Consider the following 20,239-nt stretch of genomic DNA (forward strand, 5'->3'; position numbering starts at 1 on the left):
AACCGTTTCAGTGGCGTCGGTCGTCTGCCGCATAATCCTGGCGTGTCCGAGACCCCCGTCCCGATACCGTCGGGCTCCGTTCCCGCAGGTGCGCCTGCCTGGTCGTCCGCCGACGCCGCCCAGTGGGCCCAGGCCCGCTCCGCGTCCTGGTCCCGGCCCAGTTGGTCGGTGTCCGCGCTGCTGATCACCGTCGTATGGGCGGTCGCGGTGGCACCCGTACCGCCGTGCAGCGATGCGGCGCCCTGCGGGCCGCAGTGGGGCGACCTGACGGAGGTGGGCCTGGCTGCCGGGCTGCTGTACTGGCTGGCCCGACTGCCGGAACTCGCCCTGGTGGCGGCACCCGCGCTGGCCGCCCTGGTGGCCTGGGAGGAACTGCCCGGCAGCGGCCTGATGTCCCAGGCCGCGAACATCGCCGTGATCGGTGCCCTGGCCTTCGGCTGGGCCGCGGCCCGCGAGCGGCTGGCCGCCCGCTCCAGGCAGCGCCGGCTCGCACAGCGGGCTGCCGGGGTGCGGCACCGGCTGCCGGAGCCCGTCGGCCCCCTCATGAGAGGCACGCTCCCGCTCGCCGCCGGGCTGGTCCTGTGCGCCGTGTCCGTCTGCGCGGCCCTGTCGGCGCTGGACGGCATCCGCACCGACGAGCAGCACGCGGCCCGGGCCACCCACATCACCGCGCAGGTGATCAGCCGCGGCGAGGACAGCATGCAGGTCCGCGCCGAAGACGACCGGCGGCTCACCGTAGACGCGTTCTACCCCGAGGACTACGGCGTCGGCAGCACGGTGACCGTGCTGCAGGACGGCTCGTGGCGGCGCCTGGTGAGCGAACCGTACGACGCCTTCGGTCCGCAGCTGCTGATGCTGGCCGCCGGGCTGCCCGGACTCTGCCTGCTCGCCTCCGGCGTCCTCGCCCGTCGCAGGGCCGCAGCACTGCGCCGGGCACCGGTGCCGGCCCTTCGCGTGCTGGAAGCCACGGACCGCGCAGGCCGCACCCGGGTCTACGCCGCCGACGACACGTTGGCACGCACGCCGCTCTTCACGTGCCTGTGCACGACGGCGCTCCGCGACCGCGACGGGTCGGCGAGCCGCTTCGCCTCCGCTGACGACGACTCGGAGGGCTCCCCCGTCCTCGACACACGGCTGCACGAAGCGGTCATGTTCGGCGCCCCCGGCGAGGGCGGCGAACTGGTCCTCGTCACGACCGACCGAGCGGGCCGCCCGACCGTGCTCCGCACGGCCGGACCGGGCCGCCTTCCCCGCACCGACGAGCAGTTCCTCCCGACAACCACGGCCCCCACGGACGCCGACACCGAGACCGACACCTCGGACACGCAGCAGCGGGCCCGAACGACCCACGTCGCCGCCACCTTGAAGACCACCGGCCACCCCCTGCACTGGGGACCGGGCCTCGTCGCCCGCACCGCCGGACTGGCCCTCACCGCAGGCGTGACAGCCGGACTCTCCTACGCCGCCAACTCCCTCGCCACAGACGGCTTCCACTGGGAACTCATCCCTCTCCTCGCCCTCCCGCTATGGCTCCCCTTCGCGGCCGTCCTCCTCAACTGGCGCGTCACCGCGGACAACACCGGCCTGTGGCTGACCGGCGCCTGGAGCACACAGCACGTCCCCTGGGAGCGGCTGCGAGCAGCCACGTACACCGCCGAGGGCACCGTCGAAGTGCACCAAACCGGCGGCGGCACCTGGCATCTCACGGCCCTGGGCGAACCCCGCCTCGAACGACGCCTGCGACTGCGCCCGTCGTACACCCGCATGACGGAGGAAATCACCGCCCTGCACGCCCACCCCGAGGTGCGCCCCACCGAACCAAGCGAACCACGCACCCACGGCCTGCCCCTGGGCCCCGTCCTGCTCCTCCTCGTCGGCGTCATCACCGCGGCCGTGGTCATCGGCTGAGTGCGAGGCGCGGGGGCGGGCCGTCAGCGGTCGGTGGTCAGCCGACGAGGTCGGTCTGTTCCAGGAAGGCGCGGTCCTCGGCCAGTTCCGCAGCGCCCTTGTCGGCCAGGGCGTTCACGGCCGCGTTGAAGCGTGCCTGGGAGGTGGGGTGGTCCGGTCCCAGGAGGTATTCCTTCAGGGTGCGGCGATACGGCGCCATCGCATCGTGGGCCGGCTCACGCACCGCCCGCAGGATCTGCGGCAGCCGGGCGCAGTCCCGGTCGAGGAGATAGGCGCCGCCGGCGGTGGTGTAGGCGGCCCGGAACGCCTCGTCGGACAGATCCTGGGCGTTGGTCAGGACGTACGGCTTGAGACTGGCCACGAAGTCGGCCACCACCGAGGACACGTCACTGATGAGCAGGTCGGCCTGGTTGAAGCAGGCATACAGGGTCGGCAGCCGGTCGACGATCACGCTGTGCCGCACGGTGCTGCGGCTGTCCCAGAACAGCCGGTGCCATTCGGCGTGCAGCTCCTGCCACTCGGCCGCCCCGTCCAGCCCGGGCAGCCGCGCGTCGCGGGTCTGCTGGGCGTCGTCGCCGTCCTGCCGTCCGCTCAGTTCGTCCAGGCGGGCCTGGATCTGCGCCAGCCGCGGCCGGACGGCGGCGAGAGCGGCCTGCGCCCGCCCGGCCCCCCGCCGCTCATTGTCGGCNCGGATGGCCCGGTCGGCGTCCGCCGCCTGCGCCGAGCGCTTGCCGGTGAGCGGATGCGGCTTGTACAGCACCCGCACGTCCTCGGCCAGGAGTTTCTCGATCAGGCGGGTGCCCATCGGGATCAGGGAGGTGTGGCAGTCGTCGTCGCTCCAGCCCTCCCAGGTGGGGGCGTACAAGACCGTGGGCAGCGGCCCCGGCGTGTGCTCGCCGTGCAGGCGGATCGGCGCCAGCTGCGGGCGCCCGACCTCCACGATCGCCGCGTCGCTGATGGCGTGCCGCACCCGCCGGTAACGGTCCCGGCCGGCCCGCCCGGCCACCCAGATCTCGTCGTAGACCTTGCTGACCCGGTTGCTGCTGGCCAGCTTGTCACTGTCGCCGTGGCCGATGAAGACATGCTTGGCCTCCGCCACCCGCAGCATGTGCACATTCTTTCCGGCATTGCCGGGATAGAGCACGACCCGCACCCCGGACAGCTCCAGCTCCGCCAGATCGTCCGCCTTGGGCACACACAGCACCGGCAGCCGGGTACGGCTGAGATACCGGAACGAGGCCCGCTCACGAAGAATGATCAACGGACGCCGGTCCAGCTGCTCCAGCGTCTCGATCCACATGTTCACCTGGTACATGAAGTCCCGCGACACCGCGGCAAAGCTGAAATACAGCGTGACCTCGGGCCCATACGCGGCGAGTTGACGGTTCACCTCGGCGAACACGTCTTCTCGCGAGGGCATGTGACGTGCCCTCAGGTACTGGCCCGCCAGGGCGAGCGCCGCCACCGCCGTGACACCGACGGTCAGCGCGAAGCCGGCGTACGCCCATCCCCAGGTACCCGTGGCCAGCGCCACCAGGAAGCCTGCATGGGCCGGAAGGTCCAGATGCAGCAACTTCCGCAGGAAACGCCGGAACAGCAGCGCCGGGGGTTCCTTCGGGATGGGCAGCGCACTCATGTCGAGGTTGCGCACCACCAGCGGCAGCACCCGGCGCCGCCGGATCGCGTGATGCACAGCGGTGTACAGCATCATCAGCGCGAAATGGACGCCGAACACGGCCAGCCCGGTGACCAGCACGGCGCCCGGCGCGCCCATCCGGTCGGCCAGCGCGAGCACCATCACCGTCCGCACGGCGAACCGCAGCGTGCGGTCCATCTGAAGCGCCGCCAGTCGGCGCACGAACGTCGGCGAGCGGACGTGCAACGCCTCGTCGGCGACGTAACTCACCGCGGACGCCACCGCGAAGCCGCCCAGCCACGGCAGCAACGCGAAGACCGGCAGCGCCATGAAGCCGGCTGCCAGCAACAGGACAAGAAAGAGGTCAGTCGCCCCACGTACCCGCAGAACACCACACAACTGACGCACCCACACAGACAACATTCCCCCCACGGAACGGAACTGAGCACGGTGGTAACACCGTTGGTCGCCAGTTCGACCCGGGCGGGCCACGCAAGGTTGTGCGCCCCGAGATCACGAAACGTTCAGCTTTGGTTCATGAAAGGTTCAGGCTGTTGTGGACTGCGGACGGGCCCAGGGTTTCAGGCCGGGCGGATCGCTCCCTTGATCGCGGACTGCCCGGCGAAGAACACCGACTCCTCGCGGACGGCAGCTCCCGGGCCGGGAGCGTGGATCATCATGCCGTTCCCGGCCCAGATGCCCACGTGCCCGAGGTCGTCGTGGAAGAAGACCAAGTCCCCCACCTGCACGTCGGCGAGGGCGACCGGCGTCCCGAACTCGGCCTGCGCCTGAGCGGTCCGTGGGAGTGTCACCCCGGCCACCTTCCAAGCGGCCTGGGACAGACCGGGCGCGTCGAAGGAGCCCGGACCGGCCGCACCCCACACACACGGGCGGCCGATCTGCTCCCGCGCGAAGGCGATCACCCGCTCTGCCTTCGTGCTGTGGCCTGCGCCCGCGGAGGGCGTGGGCCCTTCGAACGGGGCGGGCGCCGGGGGCGTGACGGCGGGAGGTGTGTAGGCGGCGGCAGCGGTGGTGAAGGTCGGGGCGGTGAAGGACGGAGCCGCCGGATCGGTGAACGCCGGCGCGTGAAGCGGCAGTTCAGCGACTGGCGCGATGTACGCGGTGACCGGATCGGTGATCGGATCGGCAGGCAGATCCGTGAGATACGGGGCTGTGGGCACGGTGGGCTCGGGCAGCGGCCAGTGCGACCCGTTCTCGCCGACGACCGGCAGCGGACCCGTCCGCCACATGTCCTCCTCCGGCCGGGTCTCGAAGACCTCGACAGGCGGGATGGACACGGAGGGGCCGCCGGCCAACTCCGGAACAGGGCTGACGTCGAACTCCGGAACAGGGCTGACGTCGAACTCCGGAACAGGGCTGACGTCGAACTCCGGAACGGGGCCGTGGGTCAACTCCGGAACGAGGCCGTGATTCAACTCCGGCACCGCGCCGACGTTCAACTCCGGTACAGGTGCGGCGTTCAGCTCCCCTACGGGCCCCGCAGGCAGTGCCGGCGACGGCGGACCGCTCGGCGCCGGGGACGCCGCTCCGCCTGCCGGCTCGCGCGCGCTCTCGCGAGCGCCCGCGCCAGCGCTTCGGGCGGCTTCGAGGGCAAGGGGCTCGCCGGTACGTCCCGCGGGGCGACCGGGCTGCGGCGCGCGGGCCGGTCGGATCGGTGGGTCAGTGCGCTGCGGTCCGCGTCCGTCCGGCCGGGACGCGGGGACGGTCGGGCCCAACTTGGCCCGGGCCGCGTCGAACCACTGCCGGGTCAGATCCACGAGCGCCGGCTCGGACACCTGCTGGGAACTCCCCCGGCCGGCCCCGGCCCGCTGTCGCGGAATCGCGGCGGCGCGGGTGGCGTTGAAGGTGCCCGTGTCGCTCTCGGCCCTGTCGTAAAGGCTGTTGATGCGCCGCCGGACCTCGTCGTGGCTCGGCGCCTCGCCCCCGCCTGCCGACGCGGCACCTGAGGACTGCGAGAGCAGGGGTTCCGGCGACATGGGGCGGGCTCCTTCCGTGCGAGAGCGCACGAGACGCGCCATCGATCAACGGACGTCGTGCGGGCAGCGCCCAACCTAGCCAACTTGTGATTCTTTCGTGAAGGTTGACGGGTTAAATGCCCGATACGCTTCTGTGACCTTCGTCGCCTCGCCCGGCTCACCAGCTGATTCCGGCCGCCACCGGAAGATGGTCGCTCCCCGTCGCCGACAGCACCCACGAGTTCTGCGGCTGCACTCCCCTGACCATGATCTGGTCGATCCGAGCCACCGGGAATGCCGCCGGCCAGGTGAAGCCGAAGCCGTCCCCGGCCGTCTCCTGGACCGAGCGGAGCTGTGCGGTGAGGGTGCCGAGGGCGCGGTCGTCCGTGGTGCCGTTCAGGTCGCCGAGCAGGATCACCCGCTCGCTCCGGTCGGCGGCGACCGCCTCACCGAGGGCCTGCGCGCCCCGGTCGCGCGAGTCGGTCCAGAAGCCTCCCCGGGGCATCAGGCGGACGGAGCCCAGGTGGGCCACGTACACCGTGAGCGGGCCACGGTCCGTGGCGACGGTGGTGCGCAGCGCCCGGTTGTAGCCCATCTTCTCGGCGGCCGACTTCGTGGCGCCCAGCGGCCCGGCGTCCTGCTTGATGTCGACCGGGCGGGTGCCCGACAGCGGCAGCCTGCTCCACAGCCCGACCGTGCCCAGCACCGCGTGGTGGGGGTACGCCGTCGCCAGTTCCTTCTCGTAGGTTCCCTTGGCCTGCTCGGTCAGCTCCTCCAGCGCCAGCACGTCCGCCCCGGACGCGGCGAGGTCGCGGGCGGTGCCCGCCGGGTCGGGGTTGTCGGCGCCGACGTTGTGACTGACCAGGGTGAGATCGGCGCCGCCGTGGGACTTGTCGGTGAGCAGTCCGCCGAAGAGGCTGAACCACACCGTCGTCGGCAGCAGCAGCGCGACGACCGCCGCGGCGGAGCGCCGCCACAGCGCACCGGCCAGCAGCGGCGGCACCAGCAGCCCGAACCACGGCAGGAAGGTCTCCACCAGGCTGCCGAGACCCCCGCGGTCCGGGAGCTGCGCGTGCAGCAGCATGGTCAGGCCCAGCAGCAACGCCGGCGCGGCGAGGAGCGGGCCGCGTCTCCAGGGGCCCGGCCGAAGGCCGGCGCGGATCGCCCGGCGGACGCCCGCGCGCCAGGTACCAGGGCCGGTGTCCCGCCGTTCGCCGCCTTCCCGCTCGGTCCGCTCCGGGGTGTCGACCTGCACCATGGTGTGCCCTTGCTCCTTCTTGCTGCCTGTCACTGTCAATTACCGTCCGCGACTTCCGCACGGTTCGCGGTGCCGGAGTTCGTTCTCGTGGAGACCGCCGCCCGCAGCACCTGGTGCGGCATGGAGGAGGGGGCGTTCGCGGCGGCTCCGGCGGACGAGGGCGGCGCGGCCGAAGCGGCCGAAGAAGGGCCCTGCCGGGGACGTGGTTCGGGTCATACGGCCAGTCAAGGCGGCACGGTGTTGCCGTCCCGTATGCGCTTTTCGATATGCCGACGATATGTGTCGGCTCGTAGCCTTGGTGCCATGCGTGTGCTGATCGTGGAGGACGAACCGTTTCTGGCCGAAGCCGTCCGCGACGGGCTGCGCCTGGAAGCGATCGCGGCCGACATCGCGGGGGACGGCGACACCGCGCTGGAGCTGCTGAGTGTCAACAGCTACGACATCGCCGTCCTCGATCGCGACATCCCCGGACCATCCGGCGACGAGATCGCCAAGCGCATCGTCGCCTCCGGCAGCGGCATGCCGATCCTGATGCTCACCGCGGCCGACCGCCTCGACGACAAGGCCTCCGGATTCGAACTCGGCGCGGACGACTACCTCACGAAACCCTTCGAGCTGCGCGAACTCGCGCTCAGGCTCAGGGCGCTGGACCGCAGACGGGCCCACAGCAGGCCGCCGGTGCGGGAGATCGCGGGGCTGCGCCTCGACCCGTTCCGCAGAGAGGTCTACCGGGAGGGCCGTTTCGTCGCGCTGACCAGGAAGCAGTTCGCCGTGCTCGAAGTCCTCGTCGCGGCCGAAGGCGGGGTCGTCAGCGCCGAAGAGCTGCTGGAGAGGGCCTGGGACGAGAACGCGGACCCGTTCACCAACGCGGTCCGCATCACCGTGTCCGCCCTGCGCAAACGGCTCGGCGAGCCCTGGATCATCGCCACCGTGCCGGGCGTCGGCTATCGCATCGACCCACGACCGGAGGCCGCGGGCGGCGGAGGAGACCGTGGATAGGCGGCCCGGATGGAGCGTCCGCCTCAAACTCACCCTCAGCTATGCCGGGTTCCTGATGCTCGCCGGTTCCCTCCTGCTCGCGGCGGTGTGGTTGTTCCTCCTGCGGTACGTCCCCAACCGCGCGATGCTCTACAACCCCGACGACCGGCCGGACGGGGTCTTTCCCATCCGGTCCGCCCTGCTGGAGGTCTTCGCCCCGCGGGCGGCCGCGGTCCTGGCGTTCCTGCTGGTGTTCGGGCTCGTGGGCGGGTGGATCCTCGCCGGCCGGATGCTGGCCCCGCTGACCCGCATCACGGACGCCGCCCGGCTGGCCACCCACGGCTCGCTCGCCCACCGGATCAGGCTGCCGGGGCGCCGCGACGAGTTCCGTGAACTCGCCGACGCCTTCGACGCGATGCTCGCCCGGCTGGAGGCGCACGTCGCCGAGCAGCAGCGGTTCGCGGCCAACGCCTCCCACGAGCTGCGCACTCCGCTGGCGATCTCGAAGACCCTGCTCGACGTGGCCCGCAGCGATCCGCGGGCCGACACCGGTGAACTCGTCGAACGCCTCCACGCCGTCAACGCCCGGGCGATCGACCTCACCGAGGCACTGCTCCTGCTCAGCCGCGCCAACCAGCGGTCGTTCACACGGGAAGCCGTCGACCTGTCCCTCCTCGCCGACGAGGCCACCGAAACGCTCCTGCCCCTCGCCGAGAAGCACGGCGTCACCATCGAGACCGGCGGCGACATCGCGCCCACGAGCGGATCCCCCGCGCTCCTGCTCCAGCTGACCACGAACCTCGTGCACAACGCGATCGTCCACAACCTGCCCGAAGGGGGCACCGTGCGGGTGGCCACGAGCCTCCGCCCCGCCACGGCGGTGCTCACGGTCGAGAACACCGGCGAGCACCTCACCCCGGAGCTGGCCGCGACCCTCACCGAACCGTTCCAGCGCGGCACCGAACGCATCCACGCCGACCACGCCGGTGTCGGCCTCGGCCTGGCCATCGCCAAGTCCATCACCCAGGCCCACGACGGGACCTTCACCCTGACACCCCGCCCCGCGGGCGGCATCCGCGTCACCGTGGAACTGCCACGGCCCGCTCCGGACACCGGGGGGTGACGACCCGCCAGGCGCCCCTTCCAGGGCGCCGAGGAGGTCAGGGCGCGTACGACGAAGGGGCCGGCCCCGCCGAGGACGGCCCTGCCCTGTCGGGACTCCGCAACAGATGTCACCACCGCGTCACAGCTCTCCCGGGCACCACAACTCCCGGCGGGGCACCCGTGTCGAACCTCGCGTCGGACCAAGACCAGCCGACTGACGGATCTTTGACGGATCTCTGACGCACATCTGACGGATCCCTGACGGATCTCTGACGGACCATCAACCTTCAACGGGGGAAACAGACATGGGCTTCACCCTGCGCACCACCCGCCGTACCGCGGGCTCGGCCGCCGTGGCCGCCGCCTCCTTCCTGGTGCTGGCGGGAGCGGGCATTCTGGCCGCGCCCACCGCGTTCGCGGGCGTCCCCGGCGGCACCGCCGCCGCCGACCGCAACAGCGACTTCAACGGCGACGGTTACAACGACGTCGTCATCGGTGCCCCGGACGGCACCGTCGACGGCAAGGAAGGCGCCGGTTACGTCACCGTGCAGTACGGGGCGCCCAACGGGATCGGCACCGGCAACACAGTGCCCGAGGGACATGTGCAGCTCGTCAGCCAGTCGTCGCCCGGCGTGCCCGGAACCTCCGAGTTCGGCGACCGCTTCGGGCAGGCGATCGCCACCGGCGACCTGGACGGCGACGGATACGACGACCTGGTCGCCGCCGCACCCGGCGAGGACGAGGGAAGCGTCGAGGACGCCGGCTGGGTGACCGTCCTGTACGGCTCCGCGCAGGGCCTGGACGCCGGGCGCACGTCGAGCATCACCGCCGCCCGGCCCACCGCCGACGCCCGCTTCGGCCTGTCGGTGGCCGCCGCGCGCTTCACCGGGGACATCGACGCCGACCAGCTCACCGTTCTCGACCAGGGGGGTCTGAACGTCTTCACGTACCACGCGGGCGTCCTGCGGCAGGTCGGCACGCCGCACTCCGCCGGTCACGCCCTCAACGGCGCCTACCTGACCACCGGCGACTACGACCGCAACGGCTTCGCCGACCTCGTGGTCTCCGGGTACAGCCCCGACGACGACTACGCCAAGGGCTGGTCGGCGCTCTACTCCGGCGGACCCGAGGGCCTGGCCTACCAGCGTGACCTGCACGGCGGTCTGGGCTCGGCCTCCGGCGACATCGACGGCGACGGGTACGACGACCTCGTCGTCGGCCAGCTCAGCGGCGTGGACGACGCCACGGGCGACGCGGACGCGCCCGGCGGCCTGATCGGCGTGTACTACGGCGGCCAGGACGGTCCCGCCGGCACCCAGGGCCCCGGTACCGCCCCGCAGTGGTGGTCGCAGAACTCCCCCGGTGTGCCCGGCACGGGTGAGCGCGGCGACGCCTGGGGCAACGACCTCTCGGTGGCCGACGTCGACGGTGACGGCCGCGCCGATGTGGCGGTCGGTGCGCCCGGCGAGGACGTGGGCACCGTCGCCGACGCGGGCGCGGTGTGGCTGCTGCGCGGCTCGCGGTCGGGGCTGACCGGCACCGGCGCCCAGTCCTTCGACCAGAACAGCGCGGACATCCCGGGCGCCGCCGAGGCGAGCGACGCGTGGGGCGCCCAGGTACGGCTCGTCGACACGGACGGCGACGGCCGGGCCGAGCTCGTGGCCGCCGCGCCGGACGAGAACGCCGGCGACGGCGCGGTGTGGCTCCTGCCCGCGAGCGGCAGCGGACTGCTCGCCGACGGCTCCCGGTCCTACGGGGCGGCGGCTCTCGGCGGCAACGCCCATGGCGCCCACTTCGGCTCGGTGATCGACGAGTAGATCCACAAGGCAGTCACGGGCTGCCACCGGTCGTCCGACGGGCAACGAGCCGCCGAGTGCGGCTCGTTGCTCATGGTTCCCTCCGGCGTCCGCATGCCTTTCGCCCCCTGCCTCAGCCGTACCGCAGGATGCGCGGGGCGAAGGTGCCCTCGGGGCCGTCCGCGCGGCCGACCGACCACACCGGCGCCGTGCCCGGTACGGGCGCCGACTGCAGCGTCCGGGTGTCTCCGTCCCCGGCCACCGCCGGTTCGCCGTACCCGGTGAACGACTGTCCGTTCCAGACGAGAAAATCGGGTCCGGGGACCAGCGGCGGCGTGCTGCCATCACGGGTCCCGTCGGCCCCGCAAGGCTCCCCGTCTCGTCGGGTGGCCGGGGCTACGCCTGGCGCAGGGCGCCCAGCAGCAGCGGCAGGGAGCGGTGCAGTTCGCGCTCCCAGTACGGCCAGTCGTGGGTGCCGGGACCGTAGAAGTCGGTGGTGAGCCGCACTCCCGCCGACTTCAGCCGGTCGGCGACGGCGTGGTTCATCTCGTTGAGCAGCGCCTCCAGGTCGTCGTGGGCGCCGGGCGGGTCGAAGGGGCCGGCGGTGCCGTCGCCGCTCGACAGGAAGACGGAGGCCGAGCGCAGCCGGTGCGCGAGGTAGTACGGGTCGTGTGCCTCCCAGACGGCGCGTTGGGCCACCGGGTCGCCCCACATCGCGAGCGGGTCCTCGCCGTACTCCCGCAACAGGTCCATCAGGCCGTACGGGAAGTCGCCGTACAGGGGATGCACCACGCCGCTGTAGCTTGCCGCGGCCCGGAACATGCCGGGGTGGTGCGCGGCGTAGAGAAGGGTGCCGAGGCCGCCCATGGAGAGGCCGGCGATCACCCGGCGGTGGCCGGCGCCGTAGCCGTGCTCCAGCAACGGGAGCAGCTCGCGCAGGTGGAAGGTCTCCCAGGCCGGCGGGCCGCCCTTGCCGTGGTTCCACCAGTCGCTGTACCAGCCGGTGGGGCCGCCCTCGGGCATGACGACCAGCGTGCCGCGCAGTGGGGTCAGCGAGGCGACGTCGGTCTCGCGGGTCCAGCTGTCGTAGGTGTCGCAGCAGCCGTGGAGCAGGAGGAGCACCGGCCACCGCTGGTGCTTGTTCCGCTCGTTCCAGCCGTCCGGGGTCAGCAGCCGTACCTTGGCGGTCCGGCCCAGAGCGGGCGACGAGACGGTCAGGTCGATCAGCCGGGTCCCGGCCTTCTGCTCGGCCACGACCCGGGCGCCGCCGGTTCCGCCGTCACCGCCGGCCGCCGCGGTAGCCGTCGCGGTCCCCGGCAGGACCGCCATGACCAGGGCGACCAGGGCTGTCCAGATCATCGGACGGGCGCGACCAGGGTGCACGGTGAGCCTCCACTTCCAGCGAACCGCACGACTGCGGCCACGACTACGGCTGCGGATCTGTACCACCGGGGAGCGTACGGATCGCTGGGACACGGGTCACTACGCCAGACTGCTGAAGTTCGGCGGAAGGCAGGGTTCCTGCGGCAGTCGCGCGCGAGGAGTGCCCCCGCGGCCCCCGCTGCGGCCCGAGGGCGCACGTCGCGCGCCCCGTGGTCCACCGGACTTCGTGCCTCAGGGCGCCAGTCGGCGGCGTACGTGATCCGCCAGCGCCTCGGGATGATCGGCGGCATAGTCCCGTACGACCGCTTCGAAGGTCGCGTCGGGCAGGAGGCCCAGGTCTGCCGCGCGGCGGTTGTCGAAAATGGCGGGCCAGGACCCGACGAGGGCCTCCACGGCCGGGGCGGGGGCCACGGTCACGAGATCGGCGGTCTCGGGGCCGGCCAGCCGCCGCAGCGTGTCGAGCATGTCGGCCACGGAGACGGTGAGCGCGGGCACGTTCACCGGGGTCGCTTCCCGGAGCTGTCCCGGACCGCTGCCCCGCCCGGCCTCCGCGATGCGCAGCAGGGCCCGGACCGTGGTCCGCGGCGAGGCCAGCGCCAGCTTCAGGTCGGGGGGCACCGGGCACACGGCCGGCTGTCCGGCGAGGGGTTCGCGGATGATCCCGGAGACGAAGCCGGAGGCGGCCGCGTTGGGCCGGCCCGGCCGGACCGCGACGGTCATCAGCCGGGCGACGCGTCCCTCGACGAAGCCGCGGCGGGTCATGTCCGCGATGAGCTGCTCGCACATCAACTTCTGTGTGCCATAGCTGGATCGGGGCGCCGGCAAGGTCGTCTCACCGACGGGCGGCGTGGCTTCCCCCGCCGCCGGCCGCCCGTAGACGGCGATGCTGCTGGTGAACACCACCCGCGCCGTCGGCCCGCCGGCCGCCGACTGCGCCCGGGCCGCCTCCAGCAGCGCACGGGTGGCGTCGACGTTGACCCGCATCCCGAGGTCGAAGTCCGCCTCGCACTCGGCGGACACCGCCGCGGCGAGATGGAACACGACGTCCACCGGCTCCGCGAACACCTCGGCGAGGCGGTCGACCAGGTCGCCGGTCACCACCCGTACGACCGGGTCCGTGCTCTGCCCATGGTCTGCCGGGGCGACCCGATCGACCGACACCAGCCCGGTCACCGGTGTCCCGGCGAAAGACCGGGTGCGCAGCAGCTCCCTCACCAGCAGGCGCCCCACGAAGCCGGACGCGCCCGTCACCACGACCCGCACGCGACATTCCCCCTCATCGGACAGTCGTCCTGCCGTCCCCGATTGTCCTCCGTCTGCTGCCGCATGGTGAAAAATCACCAGTGCTCGTCGATTACGGCCCATTTCAGCAACCGCGGTTGATCCTAGGCTCGCCGCATGTCAACCACACCTCAGCTGTTGAGCAGCGTCCAGATGGCGCGGTTCGTGGCGCACGGTTTCCTGCGTCTGGACGACGTCGTGCCCGCGGAGATGAACCGGGAGGCGCTCGACACCCTCCCCGCCGGGCTGCCCTCCGTGCCGTACGGCACCCCCGTGCCGAAGGCGTTCCCCGAGGGGTCGTTCGCCCGCAGGCTCGTCGAACTGCCGGCCGTGGCAGGGGCGTTGCAGAGTCTGGTGGGGCCGGACCCGACGGTCGACCACCACTTCGTGCACACCCGGGAGCCGTACGAGGGCAAGGCGCAGCCGCTGCACGCCGACGCCCTCATCGATGTGCGGCCCGACGCGTTCGACGTGCAGCTCATGTACTACCCGCAGGATGTGACCGCGGACATGGGCGGCACCCTCGTGGTGCCGGGCAGCCATCTGCGTCGTATCAACGAGTCCGACATCGGCCGCTACCAGAACCTGCTCGGGCAGACCCGGCTCACCTGTTCCGCCGGCACCGTCATGCTGCTGCACCACGGGATCTGGCACGGCGGGCGGCGCAACGACAGCGGCACCGTCCGGCACATGTACAAGATCCGTTTCAACCCGACCGTGCCGCAGGTGGGGCTGTGGGACACGTCGGACGAGAACTCCCCTGCCGTGCGCGCGGAGTTGGCGCACACCTTCCCCTGGTACGAACCGGCCACCGGGCGGCTGGAGATCCACCACCGCATCCAGTTGTGGCGCGCCCTGACCGGCGACCCCGGCTTCGACATCGACCACTGGGCGACCCGTATCGCCAACCGACCCGCCCTCAGGAGCCAGGCATGACCCGCACCGACGACACCATCGCGCAGCTCCCGGCGGGTACCAGGCGCCAGCAGGTCCTGGTCCTGTACCTGGGTTCCTCCGCCCTGGACGCGGATGTCGTCGGCTGGGCCCGCTACGACGGCACCGGCGCCGCCAGCCCCACCACCGGCGACGGTGACGAACCTCCGTACCGGACGGGCGTCGCCGCCCTGCTGGACGGCTGGCGGCTCTTCCAGGCCGCGCAGCTCATTCCGCCTTATCCGGGGGCGGAGCACGAGACGTCCTTCCTCAAGCACGAGTTCTTCTTCGAGAAACTCGTCGACCTGTGAGGCGATGAGCGGGGCGCCGGGCCCGGTCACCGGCTGGGGCGGCGGATGCTCGTCAGTCGGTGCTCGGCAACCGGCCCAGGGCATCGCGCAGTTGGGCTCGGCCGGTGACGCCGAGCTTGGGGAAGATCTTGTGCAGGTGGTAGCCGACGGTGCGCGGCGAGAGGTAGAGCCGGGCGCCGATGTCGCGGTTGGTCAGGCCCTCCGCCGCGAGTCGGGCGATCTGCATCTCCTGCGGCGTCAGACCGGCCGGGGCGTCGGCCTCGGTGGCGGGCGTCAAGGTCACGCCCGCCGCGCGGAGTTCCGCGGTGGCCCGGTCGGCCCAGGGGCGCGCGTCCAGTCGTACGAACGTGTCGAGGGCGGCCGTCAGATGGGGGCGGGCCTCGGCGGTGCGGCGGCGGCGCCGCAGCCACTCGGCGAAGTCGAGGCGGGCGAGGGCGTGTTCGAAGGGCCAGCGGGCCGCCTCGGGGTCGTCGGTCGCCGCGCGGAAGTGGGGTTCGGCGTCCTCGGTTTCGCTCAGCAGGGCCTCGGCGCGGTGCACGATCGCGGCCAGCCGGGCGGAGCGGGGCTGTTCGAGGGTGCGCTGTACGGCGTCGAGGACGGCGCGGGCGTCATCGGTCCGGCCGGCCCGGACGGCCGCGGCGGCGAGATCGGCGAGGTGGTAGAGGGAGGCGTGGTAGTGGACGGGGGCGGGACGGGCCTCGTCGGTGAAGGTGCCGCGCAGTCGCTCGTACGCCGTCTCGTGGTCGCCCTCCGCCAGGGCCGCCAGAGCGAGCGCCTGGCGGTGACGCACGTACAGGCTGCGGGAGTTGCGCAGGTTCCGGCCGCGGACCGCGTCCGCCACCTGGGCCCGCGCGCCGGCGTGGTCGCCGCGGGCGGCGCGCAGGGCGGCCTGGAGGATCGGCGATCCGACGGTGACGTTGTCCGCGCCGGCCTCCGTCGCCATCCAGTAGGCCTCCTCGGCGGCGGCCCGGGCCGCGTCCCAGGACCCGCTCTCGAAGTGCGCCAGGGCCAGGGCCTGGGCGACGGTGCAGTTGGCGCCGGCGGTCGCGGACCTGCGCAGGTGGTCCCCGGCCCGGCCGAGGAGACGCACGGCCTCCTCGGTCTCGTCGAGTATCCAGGCCGCGCCGCCGAGGGTGACGAGCCCGGACAGGGTGCGGTCGGAGTCGTCCGGCAACGTGGCGACGGCGGCGGCCAGGTTCTTCAGCAGGTGCGGCCGGTCGGTGAACGGATCGGCCGCCGCCCAGGTCCAGACACGCTCGGCTCCGTCCGGATGCGGTGCGACGAGGCCGTCGATCCGCTGGATGTCGTGCCGGTGGCGGGGGTCGCCCGAGTTGTACGCCGGGGTCGCCGCGGTGCCCAGGGCGCTCAGGGCGAGGGCCGGTGCGGGGGCGGCCATGGACTCGGCCACGGGGAGCAGGAAGGCCAGGGCGTCGTCGTGCCGCAGGGTGACGGCGAGGGACCAGCCGGCGCGCAGGGACGCCTCGGCGCGGAGTCGGGGGTCGTCGGTCAGCGCGCTGACGCGGCCGGCGATCTCCCCGACCCATTGCGGGTGCCCCGCGTACATGGCGGATTCGGCCGCGGCCAGCAGGCGGCGGGCGCGTTCCTGCGGGGCGGGGGTGAGTTCCGCGGCGCGTTCGAGGGCGGTCGCCGCGGCGGCGTGTCCGCCCCGGTGCTGAAAGCGGCGCGCGCTCTCGGCCAGGGCGTCGGCGATCTCCTCGTCGGGGCCGAGGGCGGCCGCGGCGAGGTGCCAGGCGCGGCGATCGGGTTCGTGGGCGAGCCCGGCGGCGAGGGTGAGGTGGGCGGCACGGCGTTCGGCGAAGGTCGCCGCCTGGTGGACGGCGGAGCGGACCAGCGGGTGCCGCAGCCGCACGTGGCCTCCCTCGACCCGTACCAGTCCCGCCTGTTCGGCGGGTTCCCAGACCTCCGGGCCGCCGACGTCCGGGATGTCCGAGAGCTGCGCGGTGCCCGCGGCCGCCACCAGCAGCAGGGCCCGTCGCGTCGCGGCCGGCAGTGCGGGCAGGCCGGCGGCGAAGAGGTTCTCCAGGCGGGCGGTGAGGGGCAGGGCGTCGGCCGCGGCGAGATCGTGACCGCCCGGATCGCGGGCGTGAGCACGACTGAGCTCGATGATCGCCAGGGGGTTTCCCGCCGCCTGGGCGAGGATCTGCGAGCGTATCCGGCCGCGGGGCGGCTGCGGCTGCGCGTCCAGCAGCCGCCCGGCCGCGGCCCGGTCCAGCGGGCCGGCGGTCAGATGCGGGAAGTCACGGTCGAAGCGCGCCGGCACGGCTGCCTCGCGGGCCGCGAGCAGCAGCACCACGGGTGCTCCGTCGAGGCGCCGGGCCGCGAAGGCGAGGACGTCCAGGGAGCCGACGTCCAGCCACTGGGCGTCGTCGACGGCGATCAGCAGCGGGCGCTCCGCCGCGGTGTCCATCAGGAGCGCCAGCACCGCGGCCCTGATGGTCAGGGGGTCCGGTGCCGCCGCCGGTTCGTCGGCCCGGTCCATGCCGAGCGCGTGACGCAGGGCGGCGCGCTGGTATGCGGGCAGCCGGTCGACGCCGTCGAGGGCGGGGCGCAGCAGCTGGTGCATCCCGGCGAAGCCGAGGTCCTGCTCGCCCTCACAGCCGCGGACCCGCAGCACCCGCCGTCCGCGCTCCGTGGCCTGCGTGGTCGCCCGGTCGATCAGGGCGCTCTTGCCCGCCCCCGGCTCGCCGGTCAGCACGAGAACACGGGGGCCGTCGCCGTCCGCCGCGTCGATCAGCTGTGTGATCCGCGCCAGTTCTCGCTCCCTGCCGAGCAGTGCGGGTCCGTGTTCCTGCGCGGCCCCGAAGTCACCGAAGCCGCTGATGCCACCGAAGTCCATGAAGTCCCGTTCTTGCCCGTCACCGCTCATGCCCCATCCTGCCAGGCGCCCGCACCCCGACCGGTCACATGACAGAAGCGCGGCTCGCCCGCCCGCTGGCAGCATCCGAGCAGCGGGCAGAGCGCGGGGATCGGGAGTGCGGCAGTGGGTGAGGAAGCGGACGTCGACCGGCTGCTGCGGGAAGCCGGCGGACCGCGGTGCTTGCTGGTGCTGGGGGAAACCGGCAGCGGCAGGACCCGGCTGCTGCGGATCGCCGCGCGGAAGGCCGCCGCCGACGGGGCCCGGGTGCTGGCGGCGGGTGCCTGTCCGTCGGAGGCGCGGCAGTCGTACGCCTGTCTGCACCAGCTCCTGCTGCCCGTCCAGGACGCGTGCGTAGCGCTCGCGGAGCCCGAACGGCGGGCCCTGCGGGCCCTTTTCACGCCCTCGGCACGCGACGGCCTGCCACGGGACCGGGAGCTGTCCACCGCCGTCCTGGCCCTGCTGACCCATCTCGCGCGCACCGGCCCGGTGCTGCTGGCCGTCGACGACCTCCAGGACTGCGACCGCGACTCCTGGGCCGTGCTGTCCTTCGTGACCCGGCGGCTCACCGACCCGGCCGTCACCGCGCTGTTCACGGCGTGCGGCGACGCTCCGCCTCCCGGCCTTCCCGCCGGCATCCCGGTACGGCGGCTGCGCCCCCTGACACCGACGGCAGCCGCCCGGCTGCTGGATGCGCAGCCCGGTGCGCCCACCGGACGGGCCCGGCTGGAGCTGCTGCGGCAGGCGGCGGGAAACCCTCTGGCGATCATCGAACTCAGCCGTGCCGCGGAGCGGCCCGGGTTCGTCCCGCACCGGATCACCGCGGTCCTGGACGCGCTGCCGGACGACACCCGACGTGCTCTGCTGTACGCGGCGACCGCCGAACCGCAGGAGGAACTCGCCCTCGTGATGGCCGCGTTGGGCACCCACGACCTGGGCGTGTGGGCGCCGGCGGAGGCGGCCGGAGTGATCACCGTCACCGACGGGCGCCTCAGCTTCCGCAGCGCGCTGCTGCGTGTCGCGGCCCTCCAACGGCAGCCGGCGAAAATGCGGCAGCGGGCCTACCGCGATCTGGCCGCGCGGTCCGCCCACCACGCCGGGGATCTGCCGGTCCGGTCCGCCCACCACACCAAGGATCTGACAGTCCGATCCGCCCACCACGCCGGATACCTGGCCGCGGCGGCCGTCGGCCCCGACGAATCCGTGGCGGCGGCGCTGGAAGAGGCGTCCGGCCGGGGTGACCGGTTCACCGCGGCCCGCGCGCTGGAGCGGGCCGCGCGTCTCAGCCCCCTCGCCCCGGACCGTGCCCGCCGTCTCACCGCGGCCCTCACCGCCGCGAGCGACCTCGGCGACCCGGTTTGGGTGCGCGATCTGTACGCGGCGCTGGCCCGGACGCTGCCCGGCGCGGAGGTGTCGGCTGCCGCGGCCTGTGCGCTGAGCGGGGCGCTGTCGCTGCAGTCGTACCAGCGCGAGGCGTTCGACCTGCTGCTGCGGGCGGCGCACCACACGCCCGCGGACGACGCCCCGGCGCTCTTCGCCCTGGCGGCCGTCGCGACGGGCATCGCCCGTCAGTCCGGGCTTCCCGAGCATGCGCGGGAGGCGGGCCGGATGGTCGGCGTGCATGCCGACGACGGTCCGCGGCCCACCGACGTCCTGGTGTCCCTGGCCACGCGAGCCGCGGCGGTACCGGGACTGAGCCGAGCGGAGCACCTGCTCACGGCGGCCACGCTCGCCCACCGCACCGACGACTCCGACCTGTGCGCGGAGCACTACCGCCGGGCGAGCGAACTGCTGCGCGCCGGAGGCGCCCTGGGCCCGCTGGCCCGGACCCTGCCGGACCAGGTGGACGCCCTGCTGGGCCTCGGGCGGTGGACCGAGGCCGAGGCCCTGATCGAGGAGGGTCTCGCCCATGCCGCCGTCCACCACTGGACCCGCATCGAGCTGGACCTCCAGGCCCTGCGCAGCACGCTGCGCGCCCTGCGCGGCGAGAGCGGGCCGGACACGGTGTCCACCGCCCCGCACCCGCAGGCCTTCAGCCTGTACGAGAACCGGGCCACCCACGCCCGGATGCTGCGGGCCTGCGGTCTGACCGCGCTGGCCCTCGGGGACGCGGAGGGCGCCTTCCGGCATCTGCGGACCTTGTTCACGGACGACGGTGATCCCCTGGACCCCTTCCTGTCGCCGCGGTGCATCGCCGAACTCGCGGTCGCCGCCCAGCGCACCGGCAAGCAGCGGGAGACGGCGCACGTCCTCGCCCGGGTCCGGCGCGGCCAGGGGGACCGCCCGACGACCCGGATGACCCTGCTCATGCACCACGCGGCGGCCCTGGTCGACGAGGACGCGGACCCCGAGCACCACTTCCAGCTGGCCGTGGTCAATCCGGAGGCGGCGCGCTGGCCGCTGGAACGTGCCCGGGCCCGCCTGGACCACGCCATATGGCTGCGCCGGCAAAGGCGGCAGCTGGAGGCACGCGCCCAGCTGACCGACGTACTGGAGACGGCCGTCCGCCTCGGCGCCCGGCAGCTGGCCGAGTCGGCGCGCGGGGAACTGCGCGCGAGCGGGGTGGCCGAGGCACCTCCCACCGAGAGTCCGCTGGCAGAACTGACCGCCCAGCAACGGCAGATCGTGCGGCTCGCCGCGAAGGGCCTGTCGAACCGCGAGATCGGCGAACAGCTCTTCCTGTCACCGCGTACGGTGGGCTCGCACCTCTACAACGTCTATCCCAAACTCGGCGTCAGCAGCCGCCACCAACTGCGCGATCTCCTCGTGTGCGAGAAGTGACCGGGCGAGAGGCGGACAC

At 73.1% G+C, this 20,239-nt stretch carries 14 protein-coding genes; 7 read left to right on the top strand and 7 right to left on the bottom strand.

Features of this window, described 5'->3' with window-relative positions; genetic code table 11:
- Positions 1-42 precede the first annotated feature (42 nt).
- Positions 43-1,908 (top strand): hypothetical protein, encoded by a 1,866-nt coding sequence (locus tag DI272_RS44400; RefSeq protein ID WP_181387070.1) that lies wholly within the window; start codon positions 43-45, stop codon positions 1,906-1,908.
- A 37-nt stretch (positions 1,909-1,945) separates the two neighbouring features.
- Here the strand turns inward: DI272_RS44400 and DI272_RS02775 are convergent, their stop codons facing one another.
- The 3 genes from DI272_RS02775 to DI272_RS02785 all read right to left on the bottom strand — a co-directional run bounded on the left by DI272_RS02775 (position 1,946) and on the right by DI272_RS02785 (position 6,778).
- Positions 1,946-3,892 (bottom strand): hypothetical protein, encoded by a 1,947-nt coding sequence (locus tag DI272_RS02775; RefSeq protein WP_258314442.1) that lies wholly within the window; start codon positions 3,890-3,892, stop codon positions 1,946-1,948.
- Positions 3,893-4,125: 233 nt separating this feature from the next.
- Complete coding sequence (locus tag DI272_RS45080) at positions 4,126-5,541, bottom strand: C40 family peptidase (RefSeq protein WP_258314443.1); 1,416 nt, start codon at positions 5,539-5,541, stop codon at positions 4,126-4,128.
- Between the two features lie 157 nt (positions 5,542-5,698).
- The gene (locus tag DI272_RS02785; protein WP_109493530.1) at positions 5,699-6,778 is read right to left on the bottom strand and encodes an endonuclease/exonuclease/phosphatase family protein; all 1,080 of its coding nucleotides are present in this window, start codon (positions 6,776-6,778) and stop codon (positions 5,699-5,701) included.
- A gap of 303 nt (positions 6,779-7,081) precedes the next feature.
- On the opposite strand from DI272_RS02785, the gene DI272_RS02790 reads away from it, so the two are divergent.
- The 3 genes from DI272_RS02790 (at position 7,082) to DI272_RS02800 (ending at position 10,677) form a co-directional block, all read left to right on the top strand.
- Positions 7,082-7,777, top strand: a complete 696-nt coding sequence (locus tag DI272_RS02790) for a response regulator transcription factor (RefSeq protein WP_109493531.1) — start codon at positions 7,082-7,084, stop codon at positions 7,775-7,777.
- Positions 7,770-8,879 carry a HAMP domain-containing sensor histidine kinase gene (locus tag DI272_RS02795; RefSeq protein WP_109493532.1) on the top strand — a complete coding sequence of 370 codons (1,110 nt, stop codon included), beginning with the start codon at positions 7,770-7,772 and terminating at the stop codon, positions 8,877-8,879. The genes DI272_RS02790 and DI272_RS02795 overlap by 8 nt, the downstream gene beginning before the upstream one ends.
- Before the next feature lie 286 nt (positions 8,880-9,165).
- Positions 9,166-10,677 (top strand): FG-GAP repeat protein, encoded by a 1,512-nt coding sequence (locus DI272_RS02800; RefSeq protein ID WP_109493533.1) that lies wholly within the window; start codon positions 9,166-9,168, stop codon positions 10,675-10,677.
- Between the two features lie 112 nt (positions 10,678-10,789).
- On the opposite strand, the gene DI272_RS45085 is transcribed toward DI272_RS02800, so the two are convergent.
- From DI272_RS45085 to denD, 3 genes are all read right to left on the bottom strand, one after another.
- Positions 10,790-10,918, bottom strand: coding sequence for a hypothetical protein (locus tag DI272_RS45085; protein ID WP_258314444.1), 129 nt, complete (start codon positions 10,916-10,918; stop codon positions 10,790-10,792).
- 134 nt (positions 10,919-11,052) lie between these two features.
- A complete protein-coding gene (locus tag DI272_RS02810) occupies positions 11,053-12,015 on the bottom strand; it encodes an alpha/beta hydrolase family protein (protein ID WP_109493534.1) in 963 nt (320 codons plus the stop codon).
- Positions 12,016-12,270: 255 nt separating this feature from the next.
- On the bottom strand, positions 12,271-13,302 hold the full coding sequence (denD, locus tag DI272_RS02815) for a D-erythronate dehydrogenase (protein ID WP_109493535.1): 1,032 nt from the start codon (positions 13,300-13,302) through the stop codon (positions 12,271-12,273).
- A gap of 135 nt (positions 13,303-13,437) precedes the next feature.
- On the opposite strand from denD, the gene DI272_RS02820 reads away from it, so the two are divergent.
- The gene (locus DI272_RS02820; RefSeq protein ID WP_181387071.1) at positions 13,438-14,256 is read left to right on the top strand and encodes a phytanoyl-CoA dioxygenase family protein; all 819 of its coding nucleotides are present in this window, start codon (positions 13,438-13,440) and stop codon (positions 14,254-14,256) included.
- A complete protein-coding gene (locus DI272_RS02825; RefSeq protein WP_109493536.1) occupies positions 14,253-14,564 on the top strand; it encodes a hypothetical protein in 312 nt (103 codons plus the stop codon). The genes DI272_RS02820 and DI272_RS02825 overlap by 4 nt, the downstream gene beginning before the upstream one ends.
- A 52-nt stretch (positions 14,565-14,616) precedes the next feature.
- Here DI272_RS02825 and DI272_RS02830 read toward each other — a convergent pair whose 3' ends face one another.
- The gene (locus DI272_RS02830) at positions 14,617-17,451 is read right to left on the bottom strand and encodes a LuxR family transcriptional regulator (protein WP_258314445.1); all 2,835 of its coding nucleotides are present in this window, start codon (positions 17,449-17,451) and stop codon (positions 14,617-14,619) included.
- Positions 17,452-17,565: 114 nt separating this feature from the next.
- On the opposite strand from DI272_RS02830, the gene DI272_RS02835 reads away from it, so the two are divergent.
- The gene (locus tag DI272_RS02835; RefSeq protein ID WP_109493537.1) at positions 17,566-20,220 is read left to right on the top strand and encodes a LuxR family transcriptional regulator; all 2,655 of its coding nucleotides are present in this window, start codon (positions 17,566-17,568) and stop codon (positions 20,218-20,220) included.
- The last annotated feature ends 19 nt before the right edge of the window (positions 20,221-20,239 follow it).

Origin of the sequence: Streptomyces sp. Act143, assembly GCF_003143935.1 — a bacterium.
Classification (GTDB): domain Bacteria; phylum Actinomycetota; class Actinomycetes; order Streptomycetales; family Streptomycetaceae; genus Streptomyces.